Annotated in this window: 21 protein-coding genes and 1 pseudogene; 12 read left to right on the forward strand and 10 right to left on the reverse strand. The window is 59.7% G+C overall.

What is annotated here, in order from left to right:
• Positions 1 to 30 precede the first annotated feature (30 nt).
• Together KRR23_RS19940 and rarD are read left to right on the forward strand one after the other, a co-directional pair.
• On the forward strand, positions 31 to 1,005 hold the full coding sequence (locus KRR23_RS19940; protein WP_216743899.1) for a serine/threonine protein kinase: 975 nt from the start codon (positions 31 to 33) through the stop codon (positions 1,003 to 1,005).
• Positions 1,006 to 1,197: 192 nt separating this feature from the next.
• A complete protein-coding gene (rarD, locus tag KRR23_RS19945; RefSeq protein ID WP_145014406.1) occupies positions 1,198 to 2,085 on the forward strand; it encodes an EamA family transporter RarD in 888 nt (295 codons plus the stop codon).
• A 224-nt stretch (positions 2,086 to 2,309) separates the two neighbouring features.
• On the opposite strand, the gene KRR23_RS19950 is transcribed toward rarD, so the two are convergent.
• Positions 2,310 to 2,828 (reverse strand): glycine cleavage system protein R, encoded by a 519-nt coding sequence (locus KRR23_RS19950; protein WP_019693970.1) that lies wholly within the window; start codon positions 2,826 to 2,828, stop codon positions 2,310 to 2,312.
• A gap of 474 nt (positions 2,829 to 3,302) precedes the next feature.
• Here KRR23_RS19950 and KRR23_RS19955 point away from each other — a divergent pair, with 474 nt between their 5' ends.
• Entirely contained in the window at positions 3,303 to 5,480 is a 2,178-nt protein-coding gene (locus KRR23_RS19955; protein WP_216743900.1) for a malate synthase G, read from the forward strand.
• 186 nt (positions 5,481 to 5,666) lie between these two features.
• Here KRR23_RS19955 and KRR23_RS19960 read toward each other — a convergent pair whose 3' ends face one another.
• Positions 5,667 to 6,113: a response regulator gene (locus tag KRR23_RS19960; RefSeq protein ID WP_216743901.1), complete on the reverse strand. Its 447-nt coding sequence runs from the start codon at positions 6,111 to 6,113 to the stop codon at positions 5,667 to 5,669.
• Between the two features lie 252 nt (positions 6,114 to 6,365).
• On the opposite strand from KRR23_RS19960, the gene KRR23_RS19965 reads away from it, so the two are divergent.
• The 3 genes from KRR23_RS19965 to KRR23_RS19975 all read left to right on the forward strand — a co-directional run bounded on the left by KRR23_RS19965 (position 6,366) and on the right by KRR23_RS19975 (position 9,754).
• A complete protein-coding gene (locus KRR23_RS19965; RefSeq protein WP_216743902.1) occupies positions 6,366 to 8,306 on the forward strand; it encodes a putative nucleotidyltransferase substrate binding domain-containing protein in 1,941 nt (646 codons plus the stop codon).
• The gene (locus tag KRR23_RS19970; protein ID WP_216743903.1) at positions 8,303 to 9,010 is read left to right on the forward strand and encodes a PolC-type DNA polymerase III; all 708 of its coding nucleotides are present in this window, start codon (positions 8,303 to 8,305) and stop codon (positions 9,008 to 9,010) included. Before KRR23_RS19965 ends, KRR23_RS19970 begins: the two co-directional genes overlap by 4 nt.
• Positions 9,011 to 9,124: 114 nt before the next feature.
• A complete protein-coding gene (locus KRR23_RS19975; RefSeq protein WP_216743904.1) occupies positions 9,125 to 9,754 on the forward strand; it encodes a glutathione S-transferase in 630 nt (209 codons plus the stop codon).
• Between the two features lie 128 nt (positions 9,755 to 9,882).
• Here the strand turns inward: KRR23_RS19975 and creD are convergent, their stop codons facing one another.
• The 4 genes from creD to KRR23_RS19995 all read right to left on the reverse strand — a co-directional run bounded on the left by creD (position 9,883) and on the right by KRR23_RS19995 (position 14,034).
• Positions 9,883 to 11,244 (reverse strand): cell envelope integrity protein CreD, encoded by a 1,362-nt coding sequence (creD, locus tag KRR23_RS19980; protein WP_216743905.1) that lies wholly within the window; start codon positions 11,242 to 11,244, stop codon positions 9,883 to 9,885.
• Between the two features lie 125 nt (positions 11,245 to 11,369).
• Positions 11,370 to 12,791: a two-component system sensor histidine kinase CreC gene (creC, locus tag KRR23_RS19985; protein WP_216743906.1), complete on the reverse strand. Its 1,422-nt coding sequence runs from the start codon at positions 12,789 to 12,791 to the stop codon at positions 11,370 to 11,372.
• Positions 12,791 to 13,471, reverse strand: coding sequence for a two-component system response regulator CreB (creB, locus tag KRR23_RS19990; RefSeq protein WP_216743907.1), 681 nt, complete (start codon positions 13,469 to 13,471; stop codon positions 12,791 to 12,793). The genes creC and creB overlap by 1 nt, the downstream gene beginning before the upstream one ends.
• 59 nt (positions 13,472 to 13,530) lie before the next feature.
• On the reverse strand, positions 13,531 to 14,034 hold the full coding sequence (locus KRR23_RS19995) for an ATP-dependent zinc protease (protein ID WP_216743908.1): 504 nt from the start codon (positions 14,032 to 14,034) through the stop codon (positions 13,531 to 13,533).
• Between the two features lie 277 nt (positions 14,035 to 14,311).
• Here KRR23_RS19995 and KRR23_RS20000 point away from each other — a divergent pair, with 277 nt between their 5' ends.
• On the forward strand, positions 14,312 to 15,241 hold the full coding sequence (locus KRR23_RS20000) for an acyltransferase (protein WP_216743909.1): 930 nt from the start codon (positions 14,312 to 14,314) through the stop codon (positions 15,239 to 15,241).
• Here the strand turns inward: KRR23_RS20000 and KRR23_RS20005 are convergent.
• A complete protein-coding gene (locus KRR23_RS20005) occupies positions 15,200 to 15,760 on the reverse strand; it encodes a DUF2780 domain-containing protein (RefSeq protein ID WP_216743910.1) in 561 nt (186 codons plus the stop codon). The two genes, KRR23_RS20000 and KRR23_RS20005, sit on opposite strands and share 42 nt — an antisense overlap.
• 106 nt (positions 15,761 to 15,866) lie before the next feature.
• On the opposite strand from KRR23_RS20005, the pseudogene KRR23_RS29170 reads away from it, so the two are divergent.
• Positions 15,867 to 16,013: pseudogene (locus tag KRR23_RS29170) on the forward strand (acyltransferase); the annotation flags it as partial.
• Here KRR23_RS29170 and KRR23_RS20010 read toward each other — a convergent pair.
• Positions 15,972 to 16,535 carry a DUF2780 domain-containing protein gene (locus KRR23_RS20010; protein ID WP_216743911.1) on the reverse strand — a complete coding sequence of 188 codons (564 nt, stop codon included), beginning with the start codon at positions 16,533 to 16,535 and terminating at the stop codon, positions 15,972 to 15,974. The pseudogene KRR23_RS29170 and the gene KRR23_RS20010 overlap by 42 nt on opposite strands.
• 224 nt (positions 16,536 to 16,759) lie before the next feature.
• On the opposite strand from KRR23_RS20010, the gene KRR23_RS20015 reads away from it, so the two are divergent.
• From KRR23_RS20015 to KRR23_RS20030, 4 genes are all read left to right on the forward strand, one after another.
• Entirely contained in the window at positions 16,760 to 17,353 is a 594-nt protein-coding gene (locus KRR23_RS20015; RefSeq protein ID WP_216743912.1) for a fasciclin domain-containing protein, read from the forward strand.
• A 54-nt stretch (positions 17,354 to 17,407) separates the two neighbouring features.
• Positions 17,408 to 18,040 (forward strand): sigma-70 family RNA polymerase sigma factor, encoded by a 633-nt coding sequence (locus KRR23_RS20020; RefSeq protein ID WP_216743913.1) that lies wholly within the window; start codon positions 17,408 to 17,410, stop codon positions 18,038 to 18,040.
• Positions 18,037 to 18,711 carry an anti-sigma factor gene (locus KRR23_RS20025; protein ID WP_216743914.1) on the forward strand — a complete coding sequence of 225 codons (675 nt, stop codon included), beginning with the start codon at positions 18,037 to 18,039 and terminating at the stop codon, positions 18,709 to 18,711. Before KRR23_RS20020 ends, KRR23_RS20025 begins: the two co-directional genes overlap by 4 nt.
• A 352-nt stretch (positions 18,712 to 19,063) precedes the next feature.
• Positions 19,064 to 19,276, forward strand: a complete 213-nt coding sequence (locus KRR23_RS20030; RefSeq protein WP_216743915.1) for a cold-shock protein — start codon at positions 19,064 to 19,066, stop codon at positions 19,274 to 19,276.
• Positions 19,277 to 19,458: 182 nt separating this feature from the next.
• Here the strand turns inward: KRR23_RS20030 and fdhA are convergent, their stop codons facing one another.
• Both fdhA and purU read right to left on the reverse strand, forming a co-directional pair.
• Positions 19,459 to 20,658, reverse strand: a complete 1,200-nt coding sequence (gene fdhA / locus KRR23_RS20035) for a formaldehyde dehydrogenase, glutathione-independent (protein WP_123581242.1) — start codon at positions 20,656 to 20,658, stop codon at positions 19,459 to 19,461.
• A 208-nt stretch (positions 20,659 to 20,866) separates the two neighbouring features.
• Positions 20,867 to 21,724: a formyltetrahydrofolate deformylase gene (purU, locus tag KRR23_RS20040; protein ID WP_054594367.1), complete on the reverse strand. Its 858-nt coding sequence runs from the start codon at positions 21,722 to 21,724 to the stop codon at positions 20,867 to 20,869.
• Positions 21,725 to 21,763: the final 39 nt, after the last annotated feature.

Raw genomic sequence — 21,763 nt, forward strand, 5'->3', positions numbered from 1 at the left:
CGCGGCAGCCTGCTGCGCGCAGGAGTCAGCATGTCTCACCCGTTTGAAACACTTACCCCCGATCTGGTGCTCGACGCCGTAGAAAGCATCGGCTTTCTCAGCGACGCCCGTGTCCTTGCGCTCAACAGCTATGAAAACCGTGTCTATCAGGTTGGCATCGAAGATGGCGAACCGCTGATTGCCAAGTTCTACCGTCCGCAACGCTGGACCAACGCTGCCATTCTCGAAGAGCACCGCTTCACCTTCGAACTCGCCGAGTGCGAGGTGCCGGTGGTTGCGCCGATGATTCACAACGGTGAAAGCCTGCACGAACACGCCGGTTTCCGCTTCACCCTGTTTCCACGCCGGGGCGGTCGTGCGCCGGAGCCGGGCAATCTCGATCAGCTCTACCGTTTGGGGCAATTGCTTGGCCGCTTGCACGCAGTGGGCGCTACCCGCCCCTTCGAACACCGCGAAGCGCTGGGCGTCAAAAACTTCGGCCATGATTCGCTGACCACCTTGCTCGAAGGCAACTTCATACCGCGCAGCTTGCTGCCCGCTTACGAGTCAGTCGCCCGCGACCTGCTCAAGCGCGTGGAAGAAGTCTACAAAGACACGCCGCACCAGAACATTCGCATGCACGGCGATTGCCACCCCGGCAACATGATGTGCCGTGACGAGATGTTCCACATCGTCGACCTCGACGACTGTCGAATGGGGCCGGCAGTGCAGGACCTGTGGATGATGCTCGCCGGCGATCGTCAGGAATGTCTCGGTCAGTTGTCGGAACTGATGGACGGCTACAGCGAGTTCCACGACTTCAACCCCCGTGAACTGGCGCTGATCGAACCACTGCGTGCCCTGCGCCTGATGCATTACAGCGCGTGGCTGGCCCGTCGTTGGGATGACCCGGCGTTCCCCCACAGCTTTCCGTGGTTTGGCACCGAACGTTATTGGGGCGACCAGGTGCTCGCATTGCGTGAGCAACTGGCGGCCCTCAACGAAGAACCGTTGAAGTTGTTCTGATCCACCACGGTCCCTGTAGGCGCAAGGCTTGCCCGCGATGGGCACGACGCGGTCAATCTGACAGACCGCGTCATCGTTCATCGCGGGCAAGAGCTAGGCGCCCCCCCGCTCCTACACAAAAGCGAACGGGACACAGCTGGACAAATCTCCTTACAATCCCCCCTTTGTTAGCTGCCTAAGCAAGGATTCTGCATGCAAGCCGCCAACCTGCGTCGCGGGTACATATTGGGCCTGAGTGCCTACATCATCTGGGGATTGTTCCCGCTCTACTTCAAAGCCATCGCTGACGTACCTGCCGTAGAAATCATCATCCACCGGGTACTTTGGTCAGCGCTGTTCGGCGCCTTGCTGCTGATGGTCTGGAAGCATCCGGGCTGGTGGCGTGAACTGCGCGAAAACCCACGGCGGCTGGCAGTCCTTGCGCTGAGCGGCACATTGATTGCGGCCAACTGGCTGACCTACGTCTGGTCGGTGAATAACGGACGCATGCTTGAGGCCAGCCTCGGTTACTACATCAACCCGCTGGTGAACGTGCTGCTGGGCATGCTGATCCTTGGCGAACGCTTGAGACGCCTGCAGTGGGTCGCCGTCGGGCTGGCCGCCGTTGGCGTCGCGCAGCAAGTCTGGCAAGTCGGCAGCCTGCCGTGGGTGTCGCTGGTGTTGGCGCTGACCTTCGGCTTCTACGGATTGATCCGCAAACAGGCTCCGGTCAAAGCATTGCCCGGGCTGGTGGTGGAAACCTGGATGCTGGTGCCGATTGCCCTTGCCTGGTTGCTCTTCAATCCAACCGCTACCAGCGCGCAAGCAGCGTTCTGGACTACGTCCGAAGCGTGGTGGCTGGTCGCCGCCGGACCGGTAACGCTGGTGCCGCTGGTCTGTTTCAACGCTGCTGCTCGGCACCTGCCCTACACCACCCTCGGCTTCCTGCAATACCTGGCACCGACGCTGGTGCTGCTGCAAGCCGTACTGCTGTTTGGCGAACACCTGTCATCCACCACGCTGGTGGCCTTCATGTTTATCTGGGCAGGCCTGGCGGTTTACAGCATCGACGCCTGGATGAGTTTGCGTCGCCGCCGCTGATCAAAAAACGTACAAACCTTTGCAGGCCACGACCGACGTGGCCTGCAAGCATCCTTCCCAAGGTTATCCACAGCGTGATCCCCGCCGTTTGTGCACAAGCCCTTGAAACTGCTGGTTTTTTGATCAACTCCTGATAAGCCCCGGCCGACGTGGGCTGGCGACGTGTCTCTACAGGTTATCCACAGGCAGGTGCACGCTTTACTTGGATAACCTTTCCTCCCGCTTTACGGCTCGCTGCGCAGCACCAACTCCACCATCAAATCATCGGCCAGAGTCTCCAGCCGCGACTGCAGCACGTCCAGGGAAAGGGTCAGCGGCACCGCAAGAATCGCTTCGGCGTGGAACAGCGGCTCACTGCTCATCGGCGCCGGACGTACGTCGGTCACCAAGCGCTCAAGGTTGACCCCCTGTTCACTCAACAAACGCGTGATGTCACGGACTATTCCTGGTCGGTCGTTACCGACCAGCTCCATGGCAATCGGCTTCCAGGTGCAGGATTGCTCGATACTGCTTTCGGCGATCAACACCCGAATCCCTTGGGCGGACAACGCCTGAAGTGCATCGACCAGTTCGTCGTAGCCCTCGGCTGGCACGCCAACCCGAAGGATCCCGGCAAACTGCCCGGCCATCCGTGACATGCGGCTCTCCAGCCAGTTACCACCATGCTCGGCAATGCATTGGGCGATGCGTTCCACCTGGCCGGGCTTGTCCGGGGCGAATACGGTGAGTACGAGGTGGTCCATGGCGCAGCCCTCTTGTCATGACTTTTGTTATAGAAAGGCAAGTATAGGCAAGGGACCCAATTCAGCGCGGCAGCAAAAAAATCAAAGCCCCATAGCAGTGAATTCAATATTATGTGTACAAGTTTTTAGATTTATCTGGAACAATCCAATAGTTTTTTGAGAACATCCTGTCCCCCGGCGTGACCGGATAGCCTGACCGGGTCGCTAAACGACGTAATTAGTCTAATTTTCACAACCGCAATTCATCATGTAGTATGCCGCAGCGCGCACTACATAACGTTGGATCGATGTCTGCCCAGGCGCCATCGCAACCCTCAAAGCCCCGTCAGCAAGGCTTTACGCCGTTGATTGGAACCACCCAGCCGCCAGCAATGGCATGTACTGGTAGAGGGGTTTGTGGTTTAAATGGCCAGAGGCTTCATTGTCAAATTGAAGAGCTGAAAAGCGAAATAGCTGAGCAGAGTGAGGCAAGCAATGACTGAACACGTTCAAGTCGGTGGCCTGCAGGTCGCCAAAGTCCTGTTCGACTTCGTGAACAACGAAGCCATTCCCGGTTCCGGCCTCACCGCCGACAAGTTCTGGGCCGGTGCCGACAAGGTCATTCACGACCTGGCGCCGAAGAACAAAGCCCTACTCGCCAAACGCGACGACCTCCAGGCGAAAATCGATGCCTGGCACCAGTCCCGTGCTGGTCTTGCGCATGACGCTGTGGCCTACAAAGCCTTCCTGCAAGACATCGGTTATCTGCTGCCAGAAGCGGCCGACTTCCAGGCAACGACGCAAAACGTCGACGACGAAATCGCCCGTATGGCCGGTCCGCAACTGGTGGTTCCGGTGATGAATGCCCGCTTCGCCCTCAACGCCTCGAACGCCCGCTGGGGTTCGTTGTACGACGCGCTGTATGGCACTGATGCCATCAGCGAGGCTGACGGCGCGGAAAAAGGCAAAGGCTACAACAAGGTTCGCGGCGATAAGGTCATCGCCTTCGCCCGCGCCTTCCTCGACGAAGCCGCGCCATTGGCTGCCGGCTCTCACGTCGATTCCACCGGCTATAAAATCGTTGACCGTAAACTGGTGGTCGCACTTAAAGGCGGCAGCAACACTGGCTTGCGCAACGACGCACAGCTGATCGGCTTCCACGGCGATGCTGCGGCGCCGACCGCGATCCTGCTGAAAAACAACGGTCTGCATTTCGAAATCCAGATCGACGCCAGCACACCGGTCGGCCAGACCGACGCCGCCGGCGTCAAAGACGTCCTGATGGAAGCCGCGCTGACCACCATCATGGACTGCGAAGACTCCGTGGCCGCTGTCGATGCCGATGACAAAGTGGTGATCTACCGCAACTGGCTCGGCCTGATGAAAGGCGATCTGTCGGAAGAAGTCGCCAAGGGTGGCAAGACCTTTACCCGCACCATGAACGCCGACCGCACCTACACCGCCCTCGACGGTAGCGAACTGAGCTTGCACGGCCGCTCGCTGTTGTTCGTACGCAATGTCGGCCACTTGATGACCATCGACGCGATCCTCGACAAGAACGGCAACGAAGTGCCGGAAGGTATCCTCGACGGCCTGGTCACCAACCTCGCGGCACTGCACAGCCTTAACGGCAACACCACCCGCAAGAACAGCCGTACCGGTTCGGTCTACATCGTTAAACCAAAAATGCACGGTCCGGAAGAAGCGGCGTTTACCAACGAACTGTTCGGGCGCATCGAAGACGTGCTCGAGTTGCCGCGTAATACCCTCAAAGTCGGCATCATGGACGAAGAGCGGCGTACCACGATCAACCTCAAGGCCTGTATCAAGGCTGCCAGCGAGCGCGTGGTCTTCATCAACACCGGCTTCCTCGACCGTACCGGCGATGAAATCCACACCTCCATGGAAGCCGGCGCGATGGTGCGCAAGGCTGACATGAAGGCTGAGAAGTGGATCGGTGCCTACGAGAACTGGAACGTCGATATCGGCTTGAGTACCGGCCTGCAAGGTCGCGCGCAAATCGGTAAAGGCATGTGGGCCATGCCCGACCTGATGGCCGCCATGCTCGAGCAGAAAATCGCTCACCCGCTGGCCGGCGCCAACACCGCCTGGGTCCCTTCGCCGACCGCCGCTGCGCTGCACGCGCTGCATTACCACAAGGTTGACGTGTTCGCCCGTCAGGCCGAACTGGCCAAGCGCCCTCGCGCATCGGTGGACGATATCCTGACCATCCCGCTGGCCAGCAACCCCAACTGGACAGCAGAACAGGTCCAGAACGAACTGGACAACAACGCTCAGGGCATCCTCGGTTATGTAGTGCGCTGGATCGACCAGGGCGTGGGCTGTTCGAAAGTGCCAGACATCAACGATGTCGGCCTGATGGAAGACCGTGCGACGCTGCGTATCTCCAGCCAGCACATCGCCAACTGGCTGCGCCATGGCATCGTCAGCGAAGCCCAGGTGCTGGAAACCCTCAAGCGCATGGCGCCGGTGGTTGACCGCCAGAATGCCAACGACCCGCTGTACCGTCCGTTGGCACCGAACTTCGACAGCAACATCGCCTTCCAGGCGGCGGTCGAACTGGTGATTGAAGGCACCAAGCAGCCGAATGGCTACACCGAGCCGGTCCTGCACCGTCGCCGTCGCGAGTTCAAGGCTGCCAATGGCCTGTGAATAAGCGTTAACGACATGAAAAAGCCCTGATCGAGAGATCAGGGCTTTTTTATGGGGCGCAAACCACTGTGGCGAGGGGGCTTGCCCCCGTTGGACTGCGAAGCAGGCCCAGTTTTGGGGCCGCTACGCGACCCAACGGGGGCAAGCCCCCTCGCCACAAGAATCCGCGCAGGCCCGAGGTTCGTGCTACAAATCCATCCCCAGCTCATGCTTGACCAGTGCCAGCAGCTTTTGCGGATCGATCGGCTTGAGCAGAAAGTCCGCCACACTCAAATGCATGGCATCGATAACGTCGCGGGCTTGGGCGTCACCGGAAACGATGATGACTGGCAAAGCCGCCCGTTCCGACTCCCGAACCTTGCTGACCAGCTCCAGGCCGTCGAGCCGCTGCATCCGCAGATCAGTGATGAGCAAACCGATCGACTTGTTCGACTCCAACAGTTTGAGTGCGCTTTCGCCACTGGCTGCCGTCATGCTGCGGATGCCCTCAAGCGCAAGGATTTCCGAAAGCAGTTCGCGCGTGTCCTTGTCGTCGTCGACAATCAGCACACGTTGTGCTGGCAAGTCCGGTTCGTGCATGACTGCACTCAACGCTTCACGTTCGGCATCGCTCAAAATATCGTGGTCGGACATAAATCTCTCTACATATTCAGATTAATCCCCTAGCACCATAGTCGGACATCGCTAAGCAGAACTTAAATGTGCGCTTTGCCGAATAGTTTTCCAAGTGGGCTAACCAGCGGTTTTGCGCATTAATAGCGTAGGGTATTTCCGAAATTTCGCTTCCTGCACCGTTACCTAGACTTACGTCCAATGGGCACTCTTCGCACAGGGGCCGACCATGGCAGTGACTCCGACAACAACAAATCGAAAAAGACTGCGGTAATGGTTATGAGTAAAGCGGATGCCTTCACCCAGGCAGGGAAAACAGCGGTGCTGCAGAACATCCAGGGCACCTTGCAGTTCCTTCAGCGTTTCCCGCCGTTCAACCAGATGGAACACGCGCACTTGGCCTACCTGGTCGAACAATGCCAATTGCGCTTCTACGGCCCGGGCGAGAGCATCATCAAGCCTGCGGACGGACCGGTTGAGCATTTTTACATCGTCAAACAAGGCCGGGTGGTCGGCGAACGGCCGCACACGGCCAAAGGTGGCACCGAAACCACCTTCGAGATCACCACCGGCGAGTGTTTCCCCCTTGCCGCACTGCTGGGTGAGCGTGCGACCCGTACCGAACACCTGGCCGCCGAAGACACCTTTTGCCTACAGCTGAACAAGCAGGCCTTCATCAAGCTGTTCGCCCTTTCCAGCCCGTTTCGCGACTTTGCCCTACGCGGCGTCAGCAGTCTGCTCGATCAGGTCAATCAGCAGGTCCAGCAAAAAGCCGTGGAAACCCTCGGCACTCAGTATTCGCTCAATACCCGCCTCGGCGAATTGGCCATGCGCCATCCCGTGACCTGTAGCCCTGCGACCCCATTGCGCGAAGCCGTGACCCTGATGCACGAGCAGCAGGTCGGCAGCATCGTGGTGGTCGATGAGCAGAAAGCCCCGCTGGGAATTTTCACCCTGCGCGACTTGCGTCAGGTGGTCGCCGATGGCACCAGTGACTTCAATCAGCCCATCGACCGGCACATGATCCACGCGCCGTTCTTCCTGACGCCGGACCACAGCGCGTTCGATGCGGCCATCGCCATGACCGAGCGGCACATCGCTCACGTCTGCCTGGTCAAAGACCAACGGTTGTGCGGTGTAGTCTCGGAACGCGACCTGTTTTCCCTGCAACGCGTCGATCTGGTGCACTTGGCACGCACCATTCGCAGCGCGCCACGGGTGGAAAACCTGGTGGCGATGCGCGGCGAAATCGGCCAACTGGTCGAGCGCATGCTCGCCCACGGCGCGTCCTCGACCCAAATCACCCACATCATCACCTTGCTCAACGATCACACCGTGTGCCGGGTCATCGAGCTCACGCTGGCCGATAAAGGCGACCCCGGCATACCGTTCAGCTGGCTGTGCTTCGGCAGCGAAGGTCGCCGCGAGCAGACGCTGTACACCGATCAGGACAACGGCATTCTCTTCGAAGCGCGCGATGCGGTGCAGGCGGCCGAGATTCGCAGCAAGCTGTTGCCGATCGCCCAGCAGATCAATCAGAGCCTGGCGCTCTGCGGCTTTACGCTGTGCAAGGGCAATATCATGGCTGGCAACCCGCAGCTGTGCTTGTCCCGTGCCGAATGGGCGCGGCGTTTCGCGGCGTTTATCCGCGAAGCAACGCCCGAGAATTTGCTCGGATCGAGCATTTACTTCGACCTGCGGGTGGTCTGGGGCGATGAGCAAGGCTGCGAGCAATTGCGCCGCGCGATTCTCGATCAGGTGGCAGACAATCGGCTGTTCCAGCGCATGCTGGCCATGAACGCCTTGCGCCAACGGCCGCCTGTCGGGCGTTTCCGCGAGTTCGTGCTGGAGAAAAAGAACGGTGAAAAAGCCACTCTCGACCTGAAAGTCCAAGGGCTGACCCCGTTTGTCGACGGTGCCCGGCTATTAGCGCTGGCCCATGGCATCGGGGCCAACAATACCCTGGAGCGCTTTCGTCAACTGGTGGCCAAAGAAGTCATCGACCCGCTGGACGGTGCGGCCTATGAAGAGGCCTATCACTTCATCCAGCAAACCCGCATGCAGCAGCATCAGCGACAGACCCGTGAGAACCTGCCCTATTCCAATCGGGTCGATCCCGACAGCTTGAATCATCTGGACCGGCGAATCCTGCGTGAGTCCCTGCGCCAGGCTCAACGCCTGCAAAGCAGCCTGGCCCTGCGGTATCAGCTATGAAACTGTTTTCCTGGCTACGCCCCGCCGGGCCGACATTGACCGCTGCGCAGCAACAACGCCTGGACCAACTGCCAAGCGCCCCGACGCTGGGCGAATGCAGCCTGCGCGAGCAACGCTGGGTGGTGGTCGATCTGGAAACCACCGGGCTGAACCTGAACAAGGACGTGGTGCTGTCGATCGGTGCCGTGGTGATCGAAGACGGCGCGATCGATTTCAGTCAGCAGTTCGAGCGAACCTTGCAGCGCAACGACCACAAACTCGGGCCTAGCGTGTTACTTCATGGCCTGGGCCCAAGCGCGATTGCCGCTGGCAGCGATCCGCGGGACGCGTTGCTGGATTTCATGGAGTTTGTCGGTGACAGTCCGTTGCTGGCGTTTCATGCGCCATTCGACCAGCACATGCTCGGTCGCGCCTTGAAGGACAGCCTGGGTTATCGCTTGCAGCATCCTTTCCTTGATGTGGCCGACATGGCGCCACTGCTGTGCCCACAGGCGAACATCCGCGAAGCCGGACTGGACGACTGGATCAACTGGTTCAAGCTGCAAGTCTTCGAGCGCCATAACGCCAGCGCCGACGCCATGGCCACGGCTGAATTGGTGTTGATCCTGTTCAACCGCGCGCGAATGCAGCAGATTCACAGCCCACTGAATCTGCAACAGCGGTTGAGCCAGTGGAAACGTCGGCAGCAAAGCCATTCCTTCTAGGTGTTCAGCGTCTGGCCTGGCGTCAGCACACCGTCAAACCCCTCGCCAGCCGCACCGGAACTTACTAGGCTAGACCTCTGCCCCATGCTCCCTGAATACAGCCGAGGAATGTCCATGTCCGCCCCCAGCATGACCTTGTTCCACAACCCTGCTTCGCCTTACGTGCGCAAAGTGATGGTGCTGCTGCATGAAACCGGTCAACTGGACCGCGTGGCGCTGCAACATAGCCAGTTGACCCCGGTCAGCCCCGACGCCACGTTGAACCAGGACAACCCGCTGGGCAAGATCCCGGCGCTGCGCCTGGACGACGGTAACGTGTTATACGACAGCCGGGTGATCCTCGAATACCTCGATCAGCAACATGTCGGTAATCCGCTGATCCCTCGTGAAGGCACGGCGCGCTGGCGGCGCCTGACCCTGGCCGCACTGGCCGACGGGATCATGGACGCCGCGGTGCTGATCCGTTATGAACTCGCCCTGCGCGCCCCGGAGAAACACTGGGACCAGTGGCTCGACGCCCAGCGCGACAAGATCCGCCGGGCCTTGGCGGTGCTGGAAGCCGACGCCATCGCCGAGCTGACCAGCCATTTCGACGTCGCAGCCATCAGCGTTGCCTGCGCCCTTGGATATCTGGATTTGCGTCATCCGGACCTGGAGTGGCGCAAGAGCAATCCGCAACTCAGCACCTGGTATGCCGAAGTAAGCCAGCGGCCGTCGATGCTGGCGACCGTGCCGAAGGTTTAGCAGCACCGGTTGACCTGAGGGAGCGGGGCTTGCCGATGAGGGCATCACCCCGCTCCAACGTAAACAGCCCGGCAATCTGCATCGCCAACCATTCACCCTGCAACTGATCCTCGCGCAACCCCAGCGACCTACTCATACACCACCTCTGGCTTGGCGATCCTGCCTTGACCAATCCCGTACCAGTCGAGTTTACGGGTCAGCACCATAAACACGCCCAGCAAGCCGAACAACAGCAGCGAGCCCATCAACAGCGCGTAATCCTCGGCACTCAACAAGCCGTAAAGCAAACCGTAGAGCGCCGCCAATCCCGCCGAAAAACTCAACCCGTGGCGCGCACTGCGCAGCACATGACAAACATAAAAACCGATCAACAACACGCAGGCAGCGGCCGACAGCAGATACGCCAGGGCAAAGCCGATGTGCTCGGAGAGTGACAACAACAGCAGGTAGAAGAACGCCAGCGCCACGCCCACCAAGGCGTATTGAACCGGGTGTACCGCGAGGCTTTTCAGCACTTCGAAGAGAAAGAACCCGGCAAAGGTCAGCACGATAAACAGCAGCGCATATTTGATCGCCCGATCGCTTTTGAGGTACTGATCCACCGGATCGATGAAGCTGACGCCGAAACTGCGGCTTTTGAACTCTTCACAGCTGGAATGGGACAAGCAGCTATTGAGTGCCTCTTCCAGATTGGTGGAAAAGAACGAGGCCTGCCAATTGGCGCTGAAACCTTCAGCACTTACCTCACGCTGGGCCGGCAGGTAGTTGCCGATAAAGCTTGGATGCGGCCAGTTGGCTTTCAAACTGACTTTGCTGGTTTTACCCACCGGGGTGATCTGCAACTGACCGGTGCCTTGCAGACGCAGGTCAAAACCGAAGGCCAGTTCTGTGGCTTTGTTCGCATCCAGCACCGGCAGCCTGGCGTGCACGCCCTCGCCCAGCCAGTCCACTTGCGTACCCGGAACAAAATCCAGGCTTTGGTCATCGAGTTCAAGCTTCAAGGCGTTTTCGATGCCACGAATATCGCTGATGCCCACGGCCAGGAACGGCTGGTCGAACTGGTAGTCGGAAAAGTCCTCCTTGATGCCCAAGTGCTCCGGGATAGAGAAGTGCCCGCTGATCCGGTTATCCGCGTGAAACAGCCGCGCCTCGTAAATGCCACGGGCACGCAGTTCGGTTTGAACCTGACCATCGAGTTCGAAACGTTCAGGAAGGAAATACAGTCGCCCCCGTTCCTGAGTCGTTTCCTGATAACGCTCGCTGGTTTTTTCGTTGGTTTTCCAGGTCCTGACCACCTTGCGATACGGCACCACCATCAGCGGCCCGCTCAATTGCTGGCTGTAGCTGGAACTACGGGCGATGTCCTCAAGGACACCGTTGCGCAGTTGCTGGCGGTCAAAAATCACCCCGCCGATCATCAGCAACGGGATCATCAACAGCACAATCAGAAGGGCAATTGCCCCAAGTTTTATGGCCAAGCTGCGGTTCATGGGTCTCTCCCTGTTCGAATGAGGGAGAGTCTGGAAGATGGCTGTGAGGGTTTTATGGGGGAAATGTGGAGAGTGTGTGGAGAAAAGCCCTACTGACTGATCGTTCCCACTCAGCGTGGGAACGATCATCTGGGCAGACGCAGCGTCACCTCGACGCCGCCCGGCACATTGCAGACATGCAACTCACCCCCATGCAACTTGACTACTTCTTCAACGAAGTTAAGCCCAAGGCCGGTACTTTTACGTCCACTGTCCGGGCGTGGCAGTGAATAGAAGCGTTCGCTCAAACGCCCCAGGGCGTAATCCGGAATCGGTTCGGCCTGATTGAACAGTTTGAATTCGACCTGCTCGGCATGCCGTTCGGCGGTGAAGCGCAAGACGCCGTGGGACGGGGAGAAATCCAGAGCGTTCTCCAACAGATTGCCCAGTGCCTGACGCAGTAAGAACGGCTCGCCCAGCACATCCAGATCGGTTGAAATCTGCTTTTCGATCTTCAACTGCTTGCGCTCGATACGCGCATGCTGACTGCTGAGCAACTCATCGACCAATGCTGCCAACGGCACCGGTACACGCTCTTCCAGCCCTTGACGCTGTTCGACCTGCGCCAGGTTCAACAAGCGCTCGATCAACTGCTGCATCCGCGCACTTTCGCTGTCGATATTGCGGACAAAGCGCTGTTGTTGTGTTGCCGGCATCTCGCCTTGCAGCAACTCGGCGGCACCGCGAATCGCCGCCAACGGGCTCTTCAGTTCGTGGGTCAGTGTATGCACGTATCGTTCGACGTAAGCCTTGCCTTCCAGTTGCGTGCGCATGCGCTCCACCGCCGTGGCCAGTTGCTCCAGCTCTGCGCCGCGATAGTGCGGCAGCTCGGCCCGTCGACCTTCGCTGACCGCCTGGGCGTAAGCGGTCAACTGCCGTAATGCGACACTCAGCCACCAGGACAACGCCGCACCGAACAACAAGCCGAGGCCGATCAACCCGGCGCCGTACCAAAGCAATCGACGTTCGGTGCGGTCGACGTAAGGCTGCAATGAGCTGTTGGGCTTGGCCACGGTGACCACGCCGATAATCTGCCCGTTATCGCGGATCGGTGCGCCAACGTGCATCACCGAAGAAGTGGCATCGTCAGCGCTGCTGCGGGTCGAACGTGCGCCGTATTCGCCGCGCAAGGTCAGGTACACATCGTTCCAGCGCGAATAGTCCTGGCCCACTGCTACGCCGCTGGAGTCCAGCACCACGATGCCCTTGGCATCCGTGACGTAGATACGGTGATTGACCGAATTTTTTGGCAACCCCCAGATTGTCGCCGCCGGCTGCCGCTCGCCGTAAGCCTTGAGTAATTCGGGCCAGCGATTCTGGTTGAGGGTGCCAGCCTTGAAGTCGTCACGCAGGATTTCGGCCATCAGATTGGCGGTGTCCACCAGCGTTTCTTCGGTGGACTGTCGAACGCCTGGGCGGATTTCCTCCATCACCGTGTTGAGCACGAAGTAACCGGTCAGGCCGATGAACAGTACATAGACCAGGAAAATCCGGATTCCCAACGGCATCAGCTGTTCCCCGGGCTGTAGCTGTAACCGAGGCCACGGTGAGTCTGGATCGGCTCCGCATTGGCAGCCACCAGACGCAGCTTGGCGCGCAGGCTTTTGATGTGGCTGTCGATGCTGCGCTCATAGCCCGCATCGGCGGCGACGCCCAGCGCATCGAGCAATTGCTCGCGACTGAAGACTCGCTCGGGTTGCTCCAGTAAACACTGCAACAGACGGAATTCGTGGCGGGTCAGGCCCAGGGGTTGACCGCGATAGCTGATCAGCACGCGGTCGGTGTCGACCTGGAACACTGCGCTGGACGACTCGTTCACCGCGCGCGGCGCCATGCGCTTGAGAATCGCCCGGACTCGCGCCGCGACTTCCCGAGGGCTGAATGGCTTGACTACGTAATCGTCGGCGCCGATCTCCAGCCCCACGACCCGATCGATCTCGCCGTCGCGGGCACTGAGGAACATCACCGGCACTTCGCTGAAGCGCCGCAACTGCTTACAGGTCTCGAAGCCGCTGATATCCGGAAGGCCGATATCCAGAATGATCAAGTCTGCAGGTGTCATGCGCTGATGCTCGAGCGCCGCCGCGCCGAGGCTTAACCACGTGGTGGTGAAGCCTTCGCCCTGCAAGGCAAAAATCAGCGTATCGGCAATTGCCGCTTCGTCTTCGACAATCAGGATATGAGGCATGGCATCCAAGCCCGGCAATTAAGTGGGCGAACGGTGCCCCAAGGCTGATTCGGCGTCAATCAGCAGTCAGGCTTATCCGCGACAAAGCGTCTGGCCGGGTTCACCGCCGCGCCAAACTCACGTAATGCCTTGGCACCGATCAGCAGCGGGTAATTGAAACTGCTGCGGTCGGTCAGGTTGACCTCGACCGTGCGCTTGATGCTGCCCAGGCACAGTTCAAGTTCGACGACCGGACGCTTGGCGACGTCCGACGTGTCCTTTTCATCTTCCTCGTCGGCGCGGCTTTTGATTTTGCTGATCCGCAAGACTTTGTGTTCGAAAACCTTGTTGCTCGCATCCTTGGTACCCAGACGGAAGCGCACCCAGTCTTCGCCATTGCGGGTGAAGGTTTCGATGTCCTTGGCCGACAGGGACGCCGTCAGCGCGCCGGTGTCCATCTTGGCCTTGAGGACCTGGCCACCGATTTCCGGCAGCTTGATGTATTCGTAACGGCCATACAGGGTCGGCTCGGCAGCCATGACCGGCAGGGCCACAAGGGCTAACAATGCGAAGATGGATTTCACGTAATGGATTCCCTGGGAGTAGGACGACGGGATTTTAGACCGCAGTTGTAATGATCGTTCCCACGCGCAGCAAAGGAATGCCTCTACGGACGCTCTGCGTTCGGCTCTTGGGACGCAGAGCGTCCCGGGCTGCATTCCCACGCGGAGCATGGGAACGATCAATCTTGAGGAAACAAACATACCTTGCGACAAGTGAAACATTCGTCAGCCACCCGGATTTGGCCTCTGGGCCGAAGCTGCTTATCATTGCGCGCCCAAACGCTTCCAAGAGTTATTTATGCGCCGCCTGCTCACCGGCTGTTTCGTCACCTTGCTGCTGTTACTCAACACCCTGGTCCTGTTCGGCCCGTTGATGGTGTTTGCCCTGCTGAAACTGCTCCTGCCGGGGCGCTTTCGTGATTGCGCCAGCGCGGCGGTGATGTGGATTGCCGAAACCTGGGCCGAAATCGACAAGCTGATTTTCGCTCTGTGCATCCCCACACAATGGGACATTCGCGGCGGGGAAGGCCTGCGGGTCGACACCTCTTACCTGGTGATCAGCAATCACCGGTCCTGGGTCGACATCCCTGCGCTGATCCAGACCCTCAACCGGCGCACGCCGTTCTTCAAGTTCTTCCTGAAGAAAGAGCTGATCTGGGTACCGTTTCTGGGCTTGGCCTGGTGGGCACTGGATTACCCGTTCATGAAGCGCTACAGCAAAGCCTTCCTGGCCCGGCACCCGGAACTGCACGGCAAGGACCTGGAGATCACCAAAGCCGCCTGCGAGTTGTTCAAACGCCAACCGGTGAGCGTGGTCAATTACCTGGAAGGCACTCGCTTCACGCCTGCCAAACGCACCGAACAGCAATCGCCCTTCAAGCACTTGCTCAAGCCCAAGGCCGGCGGCGTGGCGTTTGTATTGGCGGCGCTGGGTGAACAGCTGGATGCGGTGCTCGATGTGACCGTGGTCTATCCACAGGCGAAGATTCCGGGTTTCTGGGATCTGATCAGCGGCGCGGTGCCTAGGGTGATCATCGACATCAGGACCCGCGAGCTGGATCCGGCGTTGTGGCAGGGCGATTACGAAAACGATCCGGCGTTTCGCCAGAGCGTCCAGAACTGGGTCAACCAGCTCTGGACCGAGAAGGACTCACGCATCGACGCGTTGCGCGCCGAGCGGGCTGAATCAACCTTCGGCGCCCCAGATCCCGCCAAGGCTATTGAGTAGCGAACCGCCGACACCCTGCTGACCGAGGAATTGCAGCAGGATCGGGGTAAACTGGCCGATCATGCCGCCGTCCATGCCCAGCGCGCTGAAGGCGCTGCTCAGGTCATTGGTGTTCTTCACGTTATCCAGGTTGCCCAGGACGCTGTCCAGAGGCGACGACTTGCCGGACGAGCCACCGAGCAGTCCGCCAAGCATACCCAGACCACCGCCAGCCGACAGCATGCCCAACCCCGGCGCGTCTTTGGTCAACTGTGAATAGTCGGTCGAGCTCAGCTGGTTCTTCGCCAGACCCAGCATGGCGCTCGTGCCACCGATGGCCTGTTCCGGGGTCACGTTCAGCACACTCAGCGCGCTCAACAGGCCAGCTGCCTGCGGGGTCGGTGCAGCGGCAGCCGTCTCGTCGTCCTGCATGCCGGACACAACACCCGCCACATCGTTCAGGCTGAAGCCGGCAGCGAAGACCGGGCTGGTCGCCAGGGTCATGAGCGAAGCCAAAGCAAAACCGCGTGAAATCTTCATCGAAACCAACTCCTGAACCCTGAAAGCCACCCGAATGCGGGCGGAAAACTGAAGGTTTGACCGGAGCCGTTCAGGCATTGTTCCATGGCCACGCCAGCCTTTTTAGCACTGCAACGATCCGGCGTTTCGCCAGAGCGTCCAGAACTGGGTCAACCAGCTCCGGACCGAGAAGGGCTCATGCATCGACGCATTGCGCGCCGAGCAGGTTGAATCAGCCGCCGGCGCCCCAGATCCCACCGAGGCTGTTGAGTAGTGAACCGCCAACGCCCTGCTGACCGAGGTATTGCAGCAGGATCGGGGCAAACTGGCCGATCATGCCGCTGTCCATGCCCAGGGCGGTGAAGGCGTTGTTCAGGTCACTGGTGTTCTTGACGTTGTCCAAGGCGCTGTCCAGGCCTGCCGACTTACCAGGCGAACCACTGAGCAGACCGCCCAAGCCACCCAGGCTGCCCAATGCATTGCTGCCCGATAGCTGATCAAGACCCGGCACTTTATTGGTCAACTGGGAATAATCGGCCGCGCCCAACTGATTCTTCGCCAGCCCCAACATGGCTCCCGTGCCACCAATCGCCTGCTCCGGGGTGACGTTCAGCGAACTCAGCGCACTCAACAGACCTGCTGCCTGCGGGGTCGGTGTGGCGGCAGCCGTCTTGTCGCTGCCCTGCATACCGGACACGGCACCGGCCACATCGTTCAGGCTGAAGCCTGCGGCGAAGACCGGGCTGGTTGCCAGAGTCATGAGCGAAGCCAAAGCAAAACCGCGGGAAATCTTCATCGGAACCAACTCCTGAACCCTGAAAGCCACCTGCAATCAAGTGGCGGAAACCAGCCGTTTAACTGGTCGCGACATTAATTGTTCCCGGCCATTGTGCGCCGCACCGGCTTGCGTGAAATCTAGCCGAAAAATATTTTTCCTGCGCTGCATCCGATCTCTGACCCACTGCGTATATCAAGCACGGACAGACATTCCTGGCCGATTCCCCTACTAGGACAATCACCATGAAGCGCACTTCAATTAAAACCCCGCTGATTGCCAGCCTGCTGAGCCTGGCCGTGACCTGCGGTTTGACCCTCAACAGCGTGCACGCGGCAGACATGAGCCACGACTCTGTAATGGTCGGCGGACAAGCCATGATGCCGAGCAAGGACATCATCGATAACGCCGTGAACTCGGCGGATCACACCACTCTGGTCGCCGCCGTGAAAGCCGCCGGCCTGGTCGATACCCTCAAGGGTAAAGGTCCGTTCACCGTATTCGCACCGGTCAACTCGGCGTTCGCCGCCCTGCCCGCCGGCACCGTCGACACCCTGCTCAAACCCGCCAACAAAGCCACGCTGACCCACATCCTCACCTACCACGTGGTCGCCGGCAAACTCGACATGGCGACGCTGACCCAGCAAATCAAGGCCGGCGGCGGTAAAGCCGAACTCACCACCGTCAGCGGCGGCAAGCTGTGGGTGACGATGAACGGCCCGCATAACATCACCCTCAAGGACGAAAAAGGCGCCACCGCCGACATCACGACCTATGACGTGTACCAATCCAACGGCGTGATTCAAGTCATCGACAAAGTGCTGATGCCGAAAAGCTAAGCGCTGACGCCGGCCCTGTAGATCGGGGCCGGCGTTGTCTTGAGGGCTGTCGCCGTGAATGGAACAACAACGCGCCTTGAACTAACCTCAGCCTGCAACCGACAGCGCACACCAACCGGGATTGCCTGGAGAACGGTCATTTCCACCGCAGACGCCGAACCGCTCAGACAGCTACTCGCCCAATGTTCACTGGGTGACCGCCGTGCGTTCGAAACGCTCTACCGCAGCGTTGCACCGCGCCTGCATGGTGTGGCGCTACGCTTCATGGGGCGCAGCGACCTGGCCGAAGAAGTGCTGCAGGAAAGCTTCGTGCGCATCTGGAACAACGCCTCGCGCTACCAGGCGCATTTGTCGGCGCCAATGACCTGGATGATCAACATCACCCGCAACCAGGCCATCGACCAGTTACGCAAACACCGCGACCGCCGCCTCAGCGAACTGGAAGAACAGGCGCTGGTCGACGAAGCACCCTCGGCCCAGGAGTTACTCAGCAGCGACCGTGAAGCCAGCGCGCTGAAGCGCTGCCTCGATACCCTTGAAGGCATGCAGCGTCAATCGATCACCGTGGCCTACTTTCAGGGCTTGTCCTGCGCGGAACTGGCCGATCATCTGGCGGCGCCCCTGGGCTCGGTCAAGTCCTGGATTCGCCGTGGCATGGAGCGCCTGCGCAGGTGCCTTGAATCATGAACTATCAATCCAGAAGCCTGCGCCGTGCCCTCGCCGCCGACTACGCGATTGGCCTGATGCCCGCCGCCGCGCGCCGCCGCTTCGAACAGCTACTGCTGGACGACGCCGAACTGCGCGTCGAACTGGCCAAGTGGCAAGAAAGCCTGGCCAGCCTCAACGAACCGCTGGTGGAAGTGCCCGTGCCCGATCGGGTATGGACCGCCATCAATGCGCGAATCGAACCGCAAGAACTGCACGTGCCGGCCAAACGTCCGTTCTGGAACTGGTTGCGCCTGACGGTGGCCGTCTGCTCGCTGCTGGTGGCAGTAACGCTGGGCATTCTCTACAACCGCGACAGCAGCCAGTACAGCGCCACCTTGCTCAGCGCCAGCGCGCAGCCTGCCTTGCGAATCAAGGCTCACGACGATTATCTGCAAGTCGAACCACTGGCCCTGGCCACCGTCGCCCCCGGACACAGCCTCGAGTTGTGGGCGGTTCCAGCGGACGGCAAACCGATTTCCCTGGGCGTGATCCCGGCCGGCGGCAAAGGCCGGGTCGCGTTGAGCGACAAACAGCATGTGCTGTTGGGTAAACCGATAGCGCTGGCGGTCAGCCTGGAGCCTGAAGGCGGTTCGCCGACCGGACAACCGACCGGGCCGGTGTTGTATCAAGGGGCGTTGGCCGGGTTGTGAGGTTGATCGATTGATCGTTCCCACGCGCTGTATTTGATCGTTCCCACGCTCTGCGTGGTAACGCCTCCTGTGACGCTCTGCGTCACGCCTTTAGGGACGCGGAGCGTCCCGGGCTGCATTCCTTTAATGCGCGTGGGAACGATCTGTATCCGTCGCCTTTCATACTTTATTCCCACTCCTTCCAGTCAAATTAAAACCTTATTCCTAATCCGTATAAACAACTGTCAGATCTGACAGTAGGCGCCTGTCCGTGATGCGCTCACGATGTTTTTCGTAACAACGGGAATGGGGAGTGAGCAGGCAAACAACTGTTCACACTCCTTCGGTTATTGAGCACATGGGAGGCATGACAATGAGTAACAGACAAGACGGTAAGGTCAGAATGTTCGACGATCGACAGGGCCATGGGTTGATCGCACCCGATGATGGAGGTGACGACCTCTTCGTGGAGCGTAAGGCGTTAGAGAACCCAGGTTTTGGGGGGCTTAAACAGGGCCAGGCGGTATCTTTCGTAGCAGAGAAAGGGCCAAAGGGAATGCACGCGACACTGGTGCGCCCCGAATAAAGCGGCACCCTCCGGGTTCCTGACTGTTGATCGTTCCCACGCTCTGCGTCACGCCTTTAGGGACGCGGAGCGTCCCGGGCTGCATTCCTTTGCTGCGCGTGGGGACGATCAATCGTAAGCTGCCGCTTTCCATAAAAAAGGGCGACATTACTGTCGCCCTTTTTTCCGCCTTGCCCTAAGCCTTACGCCGCGCTGAACAACTTGTGCGGATCGATCACAAACTTCTTCGGTACGCCGGCATCGAATTCGCCGTAACCACGTGGTGCGTCGTCGAGGCTGATGACTTCAACACCCACGATGTCGGCAATCTTGATGCGATCCCACATGATCGCCTGCATCAGCTGGCGGTTGTACTTCATCACCGGGGTCTGGCCAGTGTGGAAGCTGTGGGATTTTGCCCAGCCCAGGCCGAAGCGGATGCTCAGGCTGCCCATTTTCGCTGCGGCGTCGACTGCGCCCGGATCTTCTGTCACGTACAGGCCAGGGATACCGATTTTGCCGGCAACCCGAACCACGCCCATCAGCGAGTTGAGTACGGTGGCCGGTGCTTCGTGTTTCACGCCGGCATGGCCGTGACCACGGGCTTCGAAGCCCACGGCGTCGACGGCGCAATCGACTTCCGGTTCGCCCAACAGTGCAGCGATCTGTTCGTGCAGCGGGGTGTCCTGGGACAGGTCGGCGATTTCGAAACCCTGGGCCTTGGCGTGAGCCAGGCGGATCGGGTTGACGTCACCGATGATCACCACTGCCGCGCCCAGCAGGCGAGCGGAAGCGGCAGCCGCCAGACCCACCGGGCCTGCGCCCGCGATGTACACGGTGCTGCCAGGGCCAACGCCGGCAGTCACTGCGCCGTGGTAACCGGTTGGCAGGATGTCGGAGAGGCAGGTCAGGTCACGGATTTTTTCCATGGCGCGGTCGCGATCCGGCAGTTTCAGCAGGTTGAAGTCGGCATACGGCACCATCGCGTATTCGGCCTGGCCGCCGGTCCAGTCACCCATGTCGACATAACCATAGGCACCGCCCGGACGGGCCGGGTTAACGCTGAGGCAGACACCGGTGTGCATCTCTTTGCAGGAACGGCAACGGCCGCACGCCACGTTGAACGGCACCGATACCAGGTCGCCGATTTTCAAGTTCTCGACGTCGCTGCCCTTCTCGATCACTTCACCGGTGATCTCGTGGCCCAGTACCAGACCGGTTTGAGCCGTGGTGCGACCACGCACCATGTGCTGGTCGGAACCACAGATATTGGTGGATACCACGCGCAGGATGACGCCGTGCTCGATCTTCCTGCCACGCGGGTCCTGCATTTTTGGATAGTCGATTTTCTGTACTTCGACCTTGCCATTGCCGAGATACACCACACCACGATTACCAGACATGCTTTCACCTCGCTGTTGTTTTTATGTAGCGGTCGCGTCGCCAGGAATCGGCGGCGCGTTAATTGCTCGGGTTATTGCCTGTGAGTCTTGTGTTGTTTGTAAGGGCCTCATCGCGAGCAAGCTCGCTCCCACATTGGATCTTTGGTGCGACTAAGATCTGTGTACTCACACAATCCCCTGTGGGAGCGAGCTTGCTCGCGATGGCGATCTAAAGAACTACTGTTCTGTTGGCGTTGAGAAACACCCGCCGTTCAATGTGATACCCCACCGCTCGGGCCAACGTCAGCCCCTCGATATCCCGGCCTTTGGCAATCAGGTCTTCGGGGTAATGGCTGTGATCCACCGCTTCCACGCCCTGGGCGATGATCGGGCCTTCGTCGAGGTCGTTGTTGATGTAGTGCGCCGTGGCGCCCACCAGTTTTACGCCCTTGTTGTACGCCTGGTGATACGGCTTGGCGCCTTTGAAACCGGGCAGCAACGAGTGGTGAATGTTGATCGCTTTACCATCGAGCTTGCGGCACAGCTCCGGCGACAGCACTTGCATGTAGCGCGCAAGCACCACCAGCTCTGCACCGGACTCTTCGATCACCTGCCAGACTTGCCGCTCTTGTGCTGGCTTGTCGTTCGGGTCGAGCGGGAAGTGGTAATAGGGAATCCCGTGCCAGTCGGCCAGCGGCTTGAGGTCCGGGTGGTTGGACACCACCGCGACTACATCCATCGCCAGTTGGCCGATGCGCTGGCGATAGAGCAAATCGTTGAGGCAGTGATCGGCCTTGGACACCATGATCACCACTTTTGGCCGGTGGTGCGGCGGGGTCAGCTCGAAAACCATGCCGAACGCGTCGGTCCGTTCGGCCAGGCCTGTGCGGAATGCCTGTTCGTCGAAACTCGACGGCTGACGGAACTCCACGCGAATGAAGAAACGTGCAGACAGCCGATCATCGAAGGAGTGGTGCTCGGTGACGTAGCAACCCTGTTCGAACAAAAAGCGGGTCACCGCATCCACCGTGCCCAGGACGCTTGGGCAATGGGCAGTCAAAATCCATGTGTCTGGTGCGCGGCTCATAGTGCGGTGACTCCTCGTTTACTGATCGTTCCCACGCTC

This window comes from Pseudomonas sp. CVAP#3 (assembly GCF_018986375.1).
Classification (GTDB): domain Bacteria; phylum Pseudomonadota; class Gammaproteobacteria; order Pseudomonadales; family Pseudomonadaceae; genus Aquipseudomonas; species Aquipseudomonas helvetica.

What these genes read in the sequence shown, in the direction of transcription:
- KRR23_RS19940 (WP_216743899.1), top strand. Translation starts at nt 31, where the DNA reads ATGTCTCACCCGTTTGAAACACTTACCCCCGATCTGGTGCTCGACGCC.
- rarD (WP_145014406.1), top strand. Translation starts at nt 1,198, where the DNA reads ATGCAAGCCGCCAACCTGCGTCGCGGGTACATATTGGGCCTGAGTGCC.
- KRR23_RS19950 (WP_019693970.1), bottom strand. Translation starts at nt 2,828, where the DNA reads ATGGACCACCTCGTACTCACCGTATTCGCCCCGGACAAGCCCGGCCAG.
- KRR23_RS19955 (WP_216743900.1), top strand. Translation starts at nt 3,303, where the DNA reads ATGACTGAACACGTTCAAGTCGGTGGCCTGCAGGTCGCCAAAGTCCTG.
- KRR23_RS19960 (WP_216743901.1), bottom strand. Translation starts at nt 6,113, where the DNA reads ATGTCCGACCACGATATTTTGAGCGATGCCGAACGTGAAGCGTTGAGT.
- KRR23_RS19965 (WP_216743902.1), top strand. Translation starts at nt 6,366, where the DNA reads ATGGTTATGAGTAAAGCGGATGCCTTCACCCAGGCAGGGAAAACAGCG.
- KRR23_RS19970 (WP_216743903.1), top strand. Translation starts at nt 8,303, where the DNA reads ATGAAACTGTTTTCCTGGCTACGCCCCGCCGGGCCGACATTGACCGCT.
- KRR23_RS19975 (WP_216743904.1), top strand. Translation starts at nt 9,125, where the DNA reads ATGTCCGCCCCCAGCATGACCTTGTTCCACAACCCTGCTTCGCCTTAC.
- creD (WP_216743905.1), bottom strand. Translation starts at nt 11,244, where the DNA reads ATGAACCGCAGCTTGGCCATAAAACTTGGGGCAATTGCCCTTCTGATT.
- creC (WP_216743906.1), bottom strand. Translation starts at nt 12,791, where the DNA reads ATGCCGTTGGGAATCCGGATTTTCCTGGTCTATGTACTGTTCATCGGC.
- creB (WP_216743907.1), bottom strand. Translation starts at nt 13,471, where the DNA reads ATGCCTCATATCCTGATTGTCGAAGACGAAGCGGCAATTGCCGATACG.
- KRR23_RS20000 (WP_216743909.1), top strand. Translation starts at nt 14,312, where the DNA reads ATGCGCCGCCTGCTCACCGGCTGTTTCGTCACCTTGCTGCTGTTACTC.
- KRR23_RS20005 (WP_216743910.1), bottom strand. Translation starts at nt 15,760, where the DNA reads ATGAAGATTTCACGCGGTTTTGCTTTGGCTTCGCTCATGACCCTGGCG.
- KRR23_RS20010 (WP_216743911.1), bottom strand. Translation starts at nt 16,535, where the DNA reads ATGAAGATTTCCCGCGGTTTTGCTTTGGCTTCGCTCATGACTCTGGCA.
- KRR23_RS20015 (WP_216743912.1), top strand. Translation starts at nt 16,760, where the DNA reads ATGAAGCGCACTTCAATTAAAACCCCGCTGATTGCCAGCCTGCTGAGC.
- KRR23_RS20025 (WP_216743914.1), top strand. Translation starts at nt 18,037, where the DNA reads ATGAACTATCAATCCAGAAGCCTGCGCCGTGCCCTCGCCGCCGACTAC.
- KRR23_RS20030 (WP_216743915.1), top strand. Translation starts at nt 19,064, where the DNA reads ATGAGTAACAGACAAGACGGTAAGGTCAGAATGTTCGACGATCGACAG.
- fdhA (WP_123581242.1), bottom strand. Translation starts at nt 20,658, where the DNA reads ATGTCTGGTAATCGTGGTGTGGTGTATCTCGGCAATGGCAAGGTCGAA.
- purU (WP_054594367.1), bottom strand. Translation starts at nt 21,724, where the DNA reads ATGAGCCGCGCACCAGACACATGGATTTTGACTGCCCATTGCCCAAGC.